Raw genomic sequence first — 13,558 nt, 5'->3', positions numbered from 1 at the left:
CGGGGAGCGGCTAGTCCTCGGCGTGGGTGCTGGCCTGGCACATCGCCGGGCACCGGTCGTCGACGCGGTGCGCGGCTTCACCGGAGTGCTGACACCATTGGCCGAGGTCGTTGTTGTGGTTGTTCCACGTCGCACCTTGGCGCTCGAACCAGGTATAGCCGGTGAAGTCGTGGTGGTGCTGCTGGTCGCAGTCCTCGCCAATGCAGAAGGCATTCCAACAGTTGCGAACTTCTGGCCACTCCCATACGGCTTTGATCTCTCCGGACCCGAAGGCGCCGAGCGCGGGAAGCTCCTTCGCCTCACAGATCGATAGCTTGTCCGGGTCGGTGCACTTCGGCGTGAGGTTGTTCTTGATGTACTCACGTACATCGGATGCCACGGCGTCAGGCGAGAGCCCGAAGCTGTCACACCACACCTCCGTCGGGACGTGCACGCTGAAGTTGGTGAATCGGACGTGGGTGAAGTGCTTGTCCGGGACTTCGGTCATGGCTTCTTCCTGATCACACGTGGTGGCCCGAGTCCAAAGCGGACGCGGGCCACCGAACACTTCATTTGGGTGAGGGACTGGGAACCGGCGCACTGGCGGTACAGCGGCGCCCGGCGAAAGCTGGTTCATCGTCCGCGGAGGTCACCACGTCGCTGTGCGGACGCAGGCGCAGGTGTCGGAGCCTTCTGCCTCGTCTCGGCGGGCCACCAAGCCCGCACCGGAGCAAAGGAGGCAGGACCGCAGAGCGCAGAGGTACTCGTTCGCGGCGTCGGTAAATTGCGGCAGGTACACCCACTCCCCCGTCAGCAGATCGCGCTCGGGCAGGCGAAGGACGAGGAAGTCGCCAGGCTGAACGAGTTCGCGCCACCCCAATTCCTGGAGGTCATCCAGGCGGGTGGCGGCCGCCAGGTCTTCGTCGACGACCTTCACTGCCCGCTCCCAGTCGGCGCCGTCGGCGGTGCGCCACGCCGCGAGGCTCGGCGACAGGTCGGTGTAGCGCTCCCACAGGGCGTAGCCGCTGCCGTCGAGGACCTGCTGGAGCGTCGGGCCGATCGGGTCGGCCCACCGGTGCTCGATGTCGACGACAATGACGGTGGCCGTGGGTATAGCAGCGGTGACCAGCCGCGTGGCATCGAGGATCTGGTGGAAGTGGTTCGTGCGCGTCGCGTTCTCGTACTGCGCGGCGGCGGCGTGCCGATCGCGGGTAACGGGGTTGTCGGAGTCGGGAAGAAGACTGATCACGGCCGTGTTCTCCTGAGTCGAGTGCTGGTGGACCGGCATCACCCAGCGCGGCGCGAGGGGCCGTAGGACAGGCAAGGGGGCGCGCAAAACCGGTCGGTCCGCAATCGCCCCTTGCCTGTGTCCCCTCGCGCCGTGCTGGACTCCGGCGGCCACCAGCGCTCGGCCAGGCCCGCGTGGTCGCGGTGGAACCCGCCGAAGGTGAGCAGGGTGTGCTCGACGGTTCGTGGATTCGGGGAAACAAGTACTCGCGGAGTGGGGTGTCGAGGGAGCCGACATCACGCGGCCTGCATGTCAAGGTCGTGGTCGGCCAGCAGATCCAATTCCAGGCCAAGGGCGACCCACACGTCTGGTCGGACACCGCACCCCAGGTCGCGGGCATTGTGTTCGACGTGGCGCAGCGCAGGGTGCTCGGGTCCAACGATCCTCATCGTGAGGACACCGCGGGCCGCCAGTGCGCGCAGCAAGTCCGGATCTTGGAGCCAGCTATCGGCCGAGATCATCGTCAGTGTGCTCACGGTGCCGCTGATCAGTGCGGGGATGCCGCCCTCGGTGTCGGCTGCGGTGAGCACGACGATCTCGTACCCTCCGCCGGAGGGTCGCGCCCAGGCGCCGGTCATCAACTCGCGGTAGCCCGGCGCCGGTATCCATGTGGCGGTGGCGGAACGGGCGGAGAGGGTGGTCGTCACGGGAGCTCCCAACGTGGTGGGTGCGCCGGCCCGGTGGTGGTCGGGCGGCGCGTGGATGGGGCTTCGATCTGCGGGGCCCTCCCGGTCAGGCCAAGGGGTCCGCGCCAGCGGCGCGTGAGCGCCTTGCCCTGGCCGGGAGCGGTCTGCTGTGGTTCCCGCATCCACGCACGGGGTGCGTTTCAAGATGGCCCGTCTACGCGGAACTGCCCTGTGGGCGGCGCGGTGCTCACCCGAGCGCGGCGGCGACGCGAGCGACGTTGGCGGATCGGGGCTGCTCGGGCGCCGTCTCCGCTGTTGTTCCGCCCGGCTGCTGTGCGAGCGGCTCGGTCACCGTGGAACTGGGTGGCCCGGAGTCGGTGCCGTGTGGCTCTGGCGCCACTTGCGCCCCGGCTGAGTTGATCCGCTCGATCAGCTCCTGGTTGTCGGGTTCGGCGGTCCGCGCGACGTACCACAGGTCCCGCAGCTCCTGGGCTCCCTTGGCAGCGGCGTCGGCGATCGCGGCGTCCCAGTCGAAGGGTGTCGTGTCCAGGATCGCGTGCTCGTCGTCCACGCCGGCGGCGTCGACGACCACGATGCGTTCGCGCTGTCCGGGGGCGCCATCGGCGTGCACGCGGGCAGCGGCGAGCACCTCGTCCGCGAGCATGGCCTCGTCGAAGTGGTAGTCGGCGGTATCGTCGACGTCGATCATCCGGCCAGTCGGTATGCCGTCCTGGTCGACCTCGGCACCGAGTTCCTCAGGGGTGTAGTGCAGACCGAACAGGACATCCTGGCAGGCGTCACGCGCAACCTCGGTTAGCGTGCGAGCTTTGAGCAGGGCCGGTGTGTACCGCTCCCATGGCAACGCCTTGCCCTCCTTGCTGCGGGCGATCGGCTTGCCGTTGATGAGGCGGACCAGTTGTGACTCGACGGCGCGGTGGATCGTCCAGTCGGAACGGAACACGAAGTCTGGATCGTCGGTGCGGATGATTTCGGCGTAGGCCGGGTCGTTGAACGATGAGCCGCCGCGGATGCGGAGCCTGTGGCCGGCGCGGCGCACCAGGTATCCGATGAGACTGGCCGAGGCGGTTGGCTTGCCCTCGATGACGTTCACGCCGGTGATGGCGGCCATCGTAGGGATATTCAGCATCCTGCCGAACTCGACCGCCCACAGGATGTTGGCGGGCTGGCGGCGATAGTTGCCCGGCAGCAGCACGGACTTGGACAGCCGCTCCGCGTAGCCCTCGGCGGTGTCGAGCGCGTCGGCGGTGGGCATGGTCGCTGCGGCGGAGCCCACGAGCACTAGTTCGCCGCGCCGGGCCTGATGGGTCGTTCGCAGACGCTGTTGAAGGCGTGCGGTATCCACTGGGGATCTCTCCTTGGGGTTGCAGGTCAACCGGCCCTGGTCGGCCGGGGCGTGAGGGCGCGACGTCAGACGAAGGCGGCCTTGGGCAGAAAGACCCGACCGCGGAACCGGCGGTCCTTAGGCCGGTCGGCCAGCACTGCGCGCCAGTCGACGTAGTCACAGGTGCGCGTGTAGCGGCGGACGATCTCGGGTTCGGTGGCCTTGGCCCAGGCGTAGTCGTCGAAGCGGCCGGTGTGCTTCCAGGTCGCAGCGACCGTGCCGTCAACGGTCAGGACCTCCGCGTCGCCGGTGATCGCGAACAACTCGGCGTTGACCGTGTCGAGTTGGTCTGCCAGCTCCTTGAGCTGGGCCTTGATGCGCGCCTGACGGCGCATCGCCACCGCGGCCGCGGTGCCGCCTTCGCGGGTGGGCACATCGACGGTGGGGTGCAGGGCTCGCATGACGGAGCCGGCACCGGGGTCCAGCGGCGGCGCTACCTGCGGTAGGACGTGGTGGTGCCAGAAGTCGGCGCCCATCTGCACCAGTAGCTCGATCAGCGCGTCGTCGCGCTCGACCCGGCGGTAAATGAACTCGCGGGTGTCAAGGAACAAGCAGGCGATCCAGGCGTGCGAGCGGCCGGAGACCTTGAGTTGCCACTGGACCTGCAGCAGGTAATGGTCGGGTACGGACTCCTGGCCGTGGGGGTCTTCCCACTCGAAGGCGAAATTGCTGGTGGTGGTCTTGGCCTCGACCAGGCCACCGTCGTCGGACAGAGCGTCGAGGCTGGCCAGCATCCAGGGGTGCTCGCGGCTGGCGAGCATGCCGATGCGGCGCGTGCGCAGCCCGGTCGCCTCGCGGAACCGGGACAAGACGTACGGTTCCAGGTCGCGGCCCACCCGCATGCGGTCGCTGTCGGGCGTGGTGAAGCCGTGCACCTTCTCCGCAAACAGGGTCGTCAGGTCGGACCAGGGACTGCTCCCACCGACGGTTGCCGCGTCGGAGGCGCCGAGGCCCTCGCGGCGGCGCGCGAGCCACAGCGCGTGGGGTGCCTTGGCCGGCAGGACCGTTTTCCCGGCAGGGCACCGCCATGACGGCTTGGGCGCCTGCGCGGCGGTGGCAGGTGTCGGCGGCGCGTGGGAGGTGGTTGCCACGGCAGCTCGCTTTCGGTCGGGGTCGCGCCTCCCGGTCGGGAGGCGCGCACCACACGACCGGCATGCGTGTCGTCGTCCACGAGCTGGGTTGGGCCGACCGGTGTGATCCGGGGTCGGCGCGGTGACGAAGGCGTTGCCGCATGCCGGATCACCCGTGTCGGCGTCGGCCCGGGTCGTGGACGGCGGCGCGGCTGGACGGTCAGGCTGCGCGCTGGCTCCCGCCCGGAAGGCCATCCCCGAGCCACTTGGAGGTGGCCGCGGTGATCGGGCCTCTCTATGTGCGGTGTCACGGGCCTGCGGATCAGCGGCGGTAGTAGTGGAGAAGCATCCACATGACGCCGAGGGCAGCGAGGACCATCAGGGCGAACATGGCGACGTCGGTCCAAGCGAGAGGAGCGAGGTCGCAGGTATCGGCGAGAGGATGGATGCCAGCGGCGCCAGTGGCCAGGACGGTGTTGATCACAGTGAACTCCCTGTGGTGTCGGGTGCGGACGGGCGCGTCCAGAGCAGGCCATCGACCCCGCGCAGGGTCCGCGTCAGCGGCGCGCAGCGACCTGTGCGGGGTCGATGGCCTGCTGCGCTGCAGCCGGCGCGTCGCCCAGGAACACGGCTGGGGCTGCGGGGTCGTTCCTGGGTTCATGCCGCCGTGGGTGACATAGTCAGCGCGGGCACGTCGCCGTTGCGGGCCGCTTCCCGCGCTTGCGCGGCAACCCATTCCTGCTCGAAGCCCTTGCGCTCCTTGGGCGTCACCGGGCCGGGCACGACCGCGTAGGCGTGTGTGGTGACCGGCCACTCGGCCACCTTCTTCGGCATCGGCCGAATCTCCAGGCGGGGGACGTCGCCGTGGCAGGCGACTGCGGCACCGTGTTCCCGGGCCAGTCGCTCGAGGACGGCGACCGCGTCGTCGACGGTGTCGGCCACGGTATGCGGGCGCATGGACCGCCATGCCCGGCCCTTCTTCGTGGGGTCCTTGACGGTCCTGCCGCCGCGGCCGCGGACGCTCTTTCCGGTCTCCGGGTCCTTGACCGACGCCGGCCGGTACACGCGCCGCACTTCGACCACGGTGTAGCCACAGTCGACGTTTGGGCTGAGGGCCTCGGCCTCGCGACCACGTCGGCAAGCCCGTACTCCTGGACGAACTCGGCCGCGGAGTAGGTGCCGAACAACTTCTGCTTGGGATTGAGGGCCAGTGCCCTGCGTTCCATCCGCAGCGAGATCAGAGCCGCCGCAGGCTCCTTGCGCCAGCGCAGAGCCAGATCGACGCGGCCTGTGGTGGGAGCCTGGTAGCAGCAGAACTGGCAGCAGCTGCGCGGCCAGCGGAAGTCCGGGTCGTGCTCGGTGCGGAGCAGTTCGTGCAGGAACTGGTCGCATGCCCGCCGATCCCAGTTCCACTCGACGAGCGGGTACCAGGGATCACGGGAGTTGGTGGTGTACGAGGTGTCCTTCTCGACCCTGTCCGGTTCGTCGGCGGCATATCCGATGACGTGCCGGAAGACCGGGGCGATCCGTCCGGCGACGAGTTCGTCGGCGATGGCGGCGTCAAGCACTTCCCCTTTCGCCCGATAAGTGCTTCACTGCACCACGCAAGTCGACGCACCGACGATGAGCGACGGCGAGCCGCGCTACTCCCATAGATCCGATGATGTGGAGCGCGCAGAGCATCCGCTCATGCCGATGAGCGCGCGACCCCACCGCTGTATCGCCTGGCTATATGCACATCGAGGAGCTTGATCGCCAAGTCGTGTCGGTCACCTGCGCCCACGCCATTTGGACAGGATCCAACAAGGAATTGGTACCAAGCCCCGCGACATGGTCATGGGCCGACGCTGAGAGCCTGTGGGTCAACGAAGCAACCTGGTAGATATGGCTGACCGATGCCGGGTTATCGCTGTCGACACGCACGGAGCCCGTTCACCGACAACGAGAGGGCTCACGTAATCGACCGATAGCCAAGTGGTCCCGATCGCCGGCAGACTCGGTAGCGCGATCCGAACGGCGAAGCGGATTCCGCACACCCTGGCCAATTCGGCCGTTACGGCGGGGATCGCCCCTGTGCCCTGACCCGAACAATCCGCCCGAAAGTGTGCCGTTGCGACCAACCAGTAACGGCTCAGACTAGTCGAACGACTATACCGGGGAATCGCTTTCCACTAACGACAGGAGGATGTGATGGGCGACTTGGCGGCCGTGTTCGTCCACGGACTATTTTCTGACTCGACCACGTGGGAATCTATTGCCTCACAGATTTCGCAGGACGAGGATCTTAGTAATGTCGATGTGAAGCTCTTTCAATATGATTCACCAGTGTTCAGGAGGTGGCCGACAAGGCGAATACCGAGCATGGACACTCTCGGCCTGAGACTGCGAACCTGGCTTGCGAATAGCACTTCCGAGTATAAGAAAATAGTATTGGTGTCTCACAGTATGGGCGGCTTGGTGGTGCAAAACTACTTAGCTGTCGAGGTTACGGAAGGAAGGGCGAGGAATCTTCAGAAGATCGCTTCGGTAGCCTTGATTACGTGCCCGAACGAGGGGTCTGAATTTCTGATTCTTTTGAGGAGGTTTGCCCCATTCTGGAATCAACCTCAGGAGCGATCACTACGTCCGATGCAAAAGGAGATCGACGAGACCAGGCGAATAGTCCTTCAGCGCATCGCGTATGCGCGCGACTTGACGGACAGTACTTGCCCAATCCCTATTTGGGTATATACGGCAGAGTCTGACGGCGTGGTGACGCGAAGGTCGGCGCTCAGCATGTTCAACAGCGGCAACTACGGGGCTCTACCGGGAGGGCATAGCGACGTAATTCAGGTGGCCGGTCAGGATGACGAAACATACCTTGCAATTAAGGCACGACTTTTAGATGCGGTAGCATCTGTAACCTCAGCCGACTTGGGAATGTACGCGCGGATGACACCTGATGATATTTGCCACGCCCTTCGTGCCCTACGTGAACACTGGCAAGTACAGCCGGAGATAAAGGTGTTTTTGGAAAGTGCGTATACAGATCTGCGTCATGCAATTGACCAGTTGGACCTTAGATCGAAACTTTCGAAGGAAGACTATGAGTGGCTCTTGCTGGGTGCATTACATGACGGCTACCTACCACGGTCACTCGTGCCAGAGCCAAATAATCACGCGGCACTTACGGCTTCAGAGTTCTGGCTCCGTCGAACGAGTCCTAGGTTTCCTCGGTATCGCGCCGCGTTGCTTCTAGAGAGGAGCAGTTTGGCCGAGAGGTCCACCGTTGCACGTCGAGCAATCTCAGAATCGCGGGCTCTCAACGGTGAGATCTTGACGGGAAGCATTGAGACCAAGACGGTCATCGGATTGATCAACAACGCTTCTCGACAATCGGAACTGATGCCGGACTTGAACCTCACACTTGAGCGAGACGACCGCGAGCGTCGCAAGTTGATTGACTTTTGGCACACGCTCAATGATTGACGGGTGAGGATTCCACCCTGATTCTGGTTCGGCCCGCCTGCACTCCATCCTCAACCACCGAGCTCACACGAAACCCGAATCAACTATCGCTCCCTCCCGAGCGGCATAAACCCCAACCCGTGACACAGCAAGCAACGCACATCACCCCACGTCAACCAGCACGAACACGCTCTCATGCCGCGGCGGGGTCGCTGGGCCAGCGGGCCGGGTTCACCGTCGTGGGCATGACCACTTCGGAAGTACTTCCCGACGGTGAGGTCGTGTTGCGGTTGGCGTGCTCGGCCGACCTGGCCCGGTTCACCGGCACCTCGAGGCTGCATACCGAGTCCGACCTGCGGATCTACCTCCGCCTGCTCGGCGTCGATGTCGACAGCGCACTGCGGCGCCTCATCGACCGAATACCGCCGACCCCGTAACCCCTCAGCCGCACGCGACTCCGCCTCGACGGCCGCGCCCAGGCGTCCAGCCAACGCTCGCTCGTGCCGATGAGCGGACGAATCCGGAGCGCTGCTGGTCGACGTCGCTCCCCGACTTGAGGTAACACCGTCTCCGGTAGTCCGATTCACACCGCGGGAGGTGGTTGCTCGTGATCGCACGTATCGCGGTATGGGAGCCGATGCCCGATGACGACCGACAGTGGGTGATTGACGCGGCGAAGACCGTTCCCGGGGTCGTCGACGCCTATCACCTGGTCGACCCGGTCACCGGCAACGGCCTGTCGATAGCCCTCTTCGAGGACGAGACGGATCCGGCGGCGGTGAAGGCCGCAATCGCACAACGAGCCGAGGAGATCGGCTGGAACAACGTGCCGCGTCCCGCGCCGAAGTCCGAGACGATCTATCGGGTGATCCGCAAGGGCTGACCAGGACCACCACTACCGACGTCCCCATCTGCCGCAAATCGGGCGGGTGTTGCACCGAACGCGTATGAGACAGACTGTCGTAAGCTTGGCGATAGCGTCGATTCGGGATCGTGAATTGCGGGGGAGCTAGAATCAGAGTGACTGTCGGACTTAACTGAGATTGGACAGGTCAGCATGACGTATAGCCAGGACATGGTTCATTGGTTAGCGGAGACCGGCATCCGGGGTGATAGTGTTCCGCTGAGCGACCTTGCCGCTATCCCGACCAGCGTGTCCGTGGGAGGCGTTTCGCTTGCGCTCGAGGCATGCCTGTGGCGAGACTTTCAACCAATCTGCCCGCCCAACGGTCAGCCATTGATTGCGGTGGCTCGGGTTCAGCCCCTTGGGTCAGTGGCATTGCCGGCAGATCTGTCAGCGGAACGCATTGCGATCATGTACGAGCAGATGGCATGGGTGGCGCGGCCAGTCAAAGAACATCCTGCGGATGTTGACGTTCCATTCGAGGTGGTCGCACGCAACGGTCCGGAGTGGGGGCCTGACGTTTCAGTCGATGTGGTTCTTCAGCTCAGCGATGCCGAGGGATCCATCCACCTCCTGCGCGCCTCTAATCAATTAATAGTACGCACAGACTGACGCGCATTCGTCGTTCGAGTCGCTCGAATACTCTGCTGCGGATCGCGCGAGTCCTCCGCTGGTGCCAGCGCGCATTCTTCTGCCGCCAGCAGCGTGATCGATTTGCCGGGCGAGTGGAGGTCACTACCCTTGGGGAAAGTCCAGGCTGGGGGCAGAGTCGGAGAGTCCAGGCATATCCCGGGCCTTCGTTCCCGCGACCAACGCACTCTGCTGCCGCAGGCAGCGTGGTCGAGCGCGCTTGGCCGAGAAACGAGTCGCGCGTGTCGTAGGTCCAGTGAACGCGAATGCGTCTTCGCCGTGGTCGCGGAAGACTGCGCCAGTGAGCAACAACGCAAGACGCGCCGTGGTGGCAGCGCTGATCGAACTCGCCGCAAGCCCTGACAACCGCGACAGGGCCGACGCAGGCCGGGCCCTCGCCAGCTTCGCGGAGTTGCCCAAGGCATACGGACCGTTGTCAGAACTGATCCTCGATGACCGCGACACCTTCGTCACCCGCGTGACCGCAGAAGCCCTGCTCCGACGTCAAGACTCGATCGGGCTCACGATAGTCGCCTCAGCACTCGCCGCCATCGGCCCTGACCAGCCCAACCACTCCGACTGGATCCACGCCGCCGTAGCCGACGTGTTCATGGTGTTCTCCCGCGACCGGGACGCAGCAATGCAGCTCTGCCAGGTGCTCGCTCGCGATCCCGACCAGCACTTGCGCAGCGGCGCGAACCAGATGATCGCCGCTGGTCCGCGTGCTGGTGGTGCCCGCCGCCCCGGAAACGAACTGGGCGCGGTCGAGTTCGCCGACCTCGTGCCCAGCGACGACTTGCTGCGGCGGATCGCCGACCACCTCGATGAACGCCGGGTCGTCGGCACCCGGGTGCTCATCGAACCGCCCTACTACCGCGGCCTAGCCGCCGTTGCGCGGCTGTCATCCCTGCGCGCAGAGCCCGAATCGGTGCGACAGCGCTCGAGGCGCTCTACCGCTACTACCACCCGATCACCGGCGGCCCCGACGGCGACGGATGGCCGTTCGGCCGTTCAATCACGGTGTGGGAGACCTACTCCGTGCTTCAACGCATCACCGGGGTTGATCGGGTCGACGACGTACGGCTCTTCGGCGCCAACCCAATCACCGGCGACATGGAGGCGGTCCAGCAGCTCGATCTCCAGACGAACGCGCTTGTCTACTCACTCCGCCACCAAGTCCAGGTGGTGTCATGACGGTCAGCGATGAACTGCCGCCCTGGCTCCACAGCGATCCCGGCACGGACAGCTTGATCGACGCCGTTGAGGCCATGCTAAGTCCGGTCCGGCAACTGCTCGATCATTTCGACGACCACCTCGAACCCTGGCTCGCGCCGAACCCGCTGCTCGCGTGGCTCACCTCCACGTTCGGCGTTGAAGCCGGACGCCACCAGCGCTCCGTACTCGCCGCGCTCGCGCAGATCCACGACGGCTGGGCGACCCGCCGAGGGCTGGAGACGCTGGCACGTTCGCCGAGGACGCGCGCGCGACCGTCGAGGTCACCGACAGCGGGGGCATCGCCTGGTCACCGATCCCCGGCACCGCGCCGCCCGGCGACGAATCATGCGCGCTGGTGATCCGCTCTGTCACCGCCGCACCGGAGGCGATCGACACGCACCAGCTCGACGCCATCCTCTCGACCGCGGTCCCGGTTCACGTGCGGTACCGGATCGAGGTCGTCCCTCCGACCTGAGCACGCCGGCCACGTCGGCCTCGGGACGTCCAGATCGCCGCACGCCAGCCACAGCGCGTGGGTCCATGCCATCGCGCAGAGGAAGGCAGGTTGGCCGGGCGGCGCCGAAGGGCGCTGGCTACGGGACCGGGGGAATCGCGATGACCTCCACAGTGTGTGCGGTCCGGTTGGCGACGTAGGCGCGGCGGCCGTCCGGGGTGATGGCCAGTCCGTCGGCGGTCCCTCGGAAGTCGACATGTGTCGGCGTGACCGCCTGAGTGGTGGTATCGATCATGCTGATCCGGCTCCGCGTGCGCTGGGTCACGTAGGCATGCAATCCATTCGGGGTCACCGCCACGTCGGTTGCCAGTCCGTTGACCTCGACGAGGTTGACGACTTGCTTGGTGGCGGTGTCGAGCACGGAGATGAGGGTGTCGTCGCGCGCGACATACGCGTGACTGCCACCACCTGCAAAGGCCATTCGCTGTCCGGTCAGATTGTTGAAGGGAAAGGTGGCCGCGTTGGTGGTGGTATCAATGACGGCGAAAATGCCGTCGGTGTCGAGGACATAGACTTGGGTCCCGTCTGGGGTGATCCGAGCCGCGGTCGGGAAGGCGCTGACGTCGACCGTGGTGATGATCGCGCCTTTCTCGGGGGCGTGTCACGGCAACCGTGTAAGCCGGAGGTGTACCAAGATCGACTCGCCAGTTTGGCGGTCGGAAGGGACACCGAGTGACTCAGGACACATCGTCGCGTCAGGATGACACGGCGGCGGCGCGGCGGCTCGCCGAGGCATTCTCGTCCGATGCCATCGACGCATTGTTGAAAGACGCGAAATCGTCGGGAACGCCGATCGATGGTGTGGATGGTCTGCTGAATCAGATGACGAAGGCCGTGCTGGAGCGTGCCTTGCAGGCGGAGATGACGGACCATCTGGGGTATGACTCGGGCGATCCGGCCGGTCGTGGGACCGGTAATTCGCGTAATGGCCGGTCGACCAAGACGGTGTCGACTCGGAACGGCCCGGTCGATATCGAGGTACCGCGGGACCGGAATGGTTCGTTCGAGCCGACGATCGTGCCGAAACGGGCGCGGCGGATCGGCAACATCGACGACATGATCCTGTCGTTGTATTCGCGGGGCATGACGACCCGCGATATCGAGGCACACCTGCGGGAAGTATACGGGGTGGACGCGTCCCGGGAATTGATCTCGAACATCACCGACGTGGTGGTCGACGAGATCAAGGCATGGCAATCGCGCCCGCTGGACGAGGTGTATCCGATTCTCTATGTCGACGGTATCCGGATCCGGGTCAAGGACAACGGCGTGGTGACGACCAAGGTCGCCTACCTGGCGATCGGCGTCGACGTGGACGGCCGCAAGCACGCCCTGGGCTGCTGGATCCAGGACACCGAGGGCGCGAAGTTCTGGCAGAAGGTCCTCGCGGACCTGCGAAATCGCGGCGTCAAGGACATCCTCATCGTCTGCTGCGACGGTTTGACCGGCCTGCCCGATGCGATTCACGCGATCTTCCCCGACACCGTCGTCCAAACATGCGTGGTCCACGTCATCCGCAATGCGATGCGGTTCGTGTCCTACGGCGACCGAAAGAAGATCGTCAAGGCGATGAAGGAGATCTACACCGCCCCCACCCTGGAGGCCGCCGAGCTCGGCCTGGCCGCATTCGACACACAGTTCGGTGCGCAGTACCCGGGTGCGGTCGACGTGTGGCGGAACGCCTGGGATGAGTTCATTCCATTCCTCGACTACCCGCCCGAGCTCCGGAAGATCGTGTACACCACGAATGCGATCGAGTCCATCAACTTCCAACTCCGCAAAATCACCAAGAATCGCGGCCATTTTCCCGACAAAGAAGCCGCGATGAAGCTGCTCTACCTCGGACTCCGCAACATCTCCAGCCAACGAGGAGGCGATTCAGGAACCGGAACACACGGCTGGAAAGTGGCGCTCAACACCTTGATCAACCTCTTCCCAGGTCGCATACTTTTCTGATAACCTACAGATGTAAGCATTCACCTCTGGCTTACACAGAAATCGTGACAGGCTCTTTCTCGGTGTCGATCACGCTGAGCCCGCCACGCTCGTGGCCATGGACGTGGTCGTGACACACGTAGACGCGCCGTCCGTCCGGCCCGACCGCCACCCCTTTCGGGCCTCCTCCGGGACCGCTGATGGCAATGGCGGCGACTACCTGGTCGGACGCCGTGTCGATTACGGTCAACACGCCGGACAAGCGCGACCGGTCAAAGCTTGAGACATACACCCGCCGCCCGTCCGGCGCGACCGCGACATCGCCTGGCCCCATGCCAACAGCAATCGTGGCAGCAACTTGGTCGCTCCCGGTGTCGATCACCGCCACCGCGCCAACCGGATCGCCACCAGGGAGTACGTCGTCCATGGTGACGTAGGCGCGCCGCCCGTCTGGAGTGATCGCCACCCACCGCGGCGGCAGATCCAGCGATATCGTGTTCAACGGTGGTACAGCCGAGGTCATCGCACAGTCCTCCTTGGTTCGGCCA

17 protein-coding genes are annotated in these 13,558 nt (G+C 65.1%); 7 read left to right on the top strand and 10 right to left on the bottom strand.

All coding sequences use genetic code 11. The features are described from left to right. Positions 1-10: 10 nt before the first annotated feature. The 7 genes from BN1701_RS09120 to BN1701_RS09095 form a co-directional block, all read right to left on the bottom strand. Entirely contained in the window at positions 11-487 is a 477-nt protein-coding gene (locus BN1701_RS09120) for a hypothetical protein (RefSeq protein ID WP_054047339.1), read from the bottom strand. Between the two features lie 141 nt (positions 488-628). Beyond that, the gene (locus BN1701_RS09115; protein ID WP_054047337.1) at positions 629-1,228 is read right to left on the bottom strand and encodes a hypothetical protein; all 600 of its coding nucleotides are present in this window, start codon (positions 1,226-1,228) and stop codon (positions 629-631) included. A gap of 275 nt (positions 1,229-1,503) precedes the next feature. Beyond that, the gene (locus tag BN1701_RS09110) at positions 1,504-1,914 is read right to left on the bottom strand and encodes a hypothetical protein (protein WP_054047335.1); all 411 of its coding nucleotides are present in this window, start codon (positions 1,912-1,914) and stop codon (positions 1,504-1,506) included. Between the two features lie 226 nt (positions 1,915-2,140). Continuing rightward, positions 2,141-3,256, bottom strand: a complete 1,116-nt coding sequence (locus tag BN1701_RS09105) for a hypothetical protein (protein WP_157367864.1) — start codon at positions 3,254-3,256, stop codon at positions 2,141-2,143. Positions 3,257-3,321: 65 nt separating this feature from the next. Then, positions 3,322-4,386, bottom strand: coding sequence for a YqaJ viral recombinase family protein (locus tag BN1701_RS09100; protein WP_054047332.1), 1,065 nt, complete (start codon positions 4,384-4,386; stop codon positions 3,322-3,324). Positions 4,387-4,687: 301 nt separating this feature from the next. Beyond that, positions 4,688-4,849 carry a hypothetical protein gene (locus BN1701_RS35390; RefSeq protein ID WP_157367863.1) on the bottom strand — a complete coding sequence of 54 codons (162 nt, stop codon included), beginning with the start codon at positions 4,847-4,849 and terminating at the stop codon, positions 4,688-4,690. Positions 4,850-5,022: 173 nt separating this feature from the next. Further along, positions 5,023-5,430 carry a hypothetical protein gene (locus BN1701_RS09095; protein WP_172803220.1) on the bottom strand — a complete coding sequence of 136 codons (408 nt, stop codon included), beginning with the start codon at positions 5,428-5,430 and terminating at the stop codon, positions 5,023-5,025. 1,125 nt (positions 5,431-6,555) lie between these two features. Between BN1701_RS09095 and BN1701_RS34115 the strand changes: the two genes are divergently transcribed. The 4 genes from BN1701_RS34115 to BN1701_RS35380 all read left to right on the top strand — a co-directional run bounded on the left by BN1701_RS34115 (position 6,556) and on the right by BN1701_RS35380 (position 9,328). Continuing rightward, a complete protein-coding gene (locus BN1701_RS34115; protein ID WP_082859741.1) occupies positions 6,556-7,833 on the top strand; it encodes an alpha/beta fold hydrolase in 1,278 nt (425 codons plus the stop codon). Between the two features lie 224 nt (positions 7,834-8,057). Beyond that, positions 8,058-8,249, top strand: coding sequence for a hypothetical protein (locus BN1701_RS36795; protein WP_054047328.1), 192 nt, complete (start codon positions 8,058-8,060; stop codon positions 8,247-8,249). Positions 8,250-8,419: 170 nt separating this feature from the next. After that, positions 8,420-8,695, top strand: coding sequence for a hypothetical protein (locus BN1701_RS09085; protein WP_054047325.1), 276 nt, complete (start codon positions 8,420-8,422; stop codon positions 8,693-8,695). A gap of 174 nt (positions 8,696-8,869) precedes the next feature. Then, complete coding sequence (locus BN1701_RS35380; RefSeq protein WP_157367861.1) at positions 8,870-9,328, top strand: hypothetical protein; 459 nt, start codon at positions 8,870-8,872, stop codon at positions 9,326-9,328. 553 nt (positions 9,329-9,881) lie between these two features. Here BN1701_RS35380 and BN1701_RS35375 read toward each other — a convergent pair. Continuing rightward, complete coding sequence (locus tag BN1701_RS35375; RefSeq protein WP_054047323.1) at positions 9,882-10,166, bottom strand: hypothetical protein; 285 nt, start codon at positions 10,164-10,166, stop codon at positions 9,882-9,884. Positions 10,167-10,384: 218 nt separating this feature from the next. Here BN1701_RS35375 and BN1701_RS35370 point away from each other — a divergent pair, with 218 nt between their 5' ends. Together BN1701_RS35370 and BN1701_RS35365 are read left to right on the top strand one after the other, a co-directional pair. Further along, a complete protein-coding gene (locus BN1701_RS35370; protein WP_157367860.1) occupies positions 10,385-10,540 on the top strand; it encodes a hypothetical protein in 156 nt (51 codons plus the stop codon). Continuing rightward, entirely contained in the window at positions 10,537-10,920 is a 384-nt protein-coding gene (locus tag BN1701_RS35365) for a hypothetical protein (RefSeq protein WP_157367859.1), read from the top strand. Before BN1701_RS35370 ends, BN1701_RS35365 begins: the two co-directional genes overlap by 4 nt. Positions 10,921-11,154: 234 nt before the next feature. Here the strand turns inward: BN1701_RS35365 and BN1701_RS09075 are convergent, their stop codons facing one another. Then, the gene (locus BN1701_RS09075; RefSeq protein WP_255364679.1) at positions 11,155-11,610 is read right to left on the bottom strand and encodes a YncE family protein; all 456 of its coding nucleotides are present in this window, start codon (positions 11,608-11,610) and stop codon (positions 11,155-11,157) included. A gap of 137 nt (positions 11,611-11,747) precedes the next feature. Between BN1701_RS09075 and BN1701_RS09070 the strand changes: the two genes are divergently transcribed. Further along, positions 11,748-13,031, top strand: a complete 1,284-nt coding sequence (locus BN1701_RS09070) for an IS256 family transposase (RefSeq protein WP_054047318.1) — start codon at positions 11,748-11,750, stop codon at positions 13,029-13,031. A gap of 31 nt (positions 13,032-13,062) precedes the next feature. Here the strand turns inward: BN1701_RS09070 and BN1701_RS09065 are convergent, their stop codons facing one another. After that, on the bottom strand, positions 13,063-13,533 hold the full coding sequence (locus BN1701_RS09065) for a YncE family protein (RefSeq protein ID WP_157367857.1): 471 nt from the start codon (positions 13,531-13,533) through the stop codon (positions 13,063-13,065). Positions 13,534-13,558: the final 25 nt, after the last annotated feature.

Origin of the sequence: Alloactinosynnema sp. L-07 (assembly GCF_900070365.1) — a bacterium.
Classification (GTDB): Bacteria; Actinomycetota; Actinomycetes; order Mycobacteriales; family Pseudonocardiaceae; genus Actinokineospora.
Note: the sequence above shows the minus strand (reverse complement) of the source record. Positions and strands in the feature narration are given on the sequence as shown.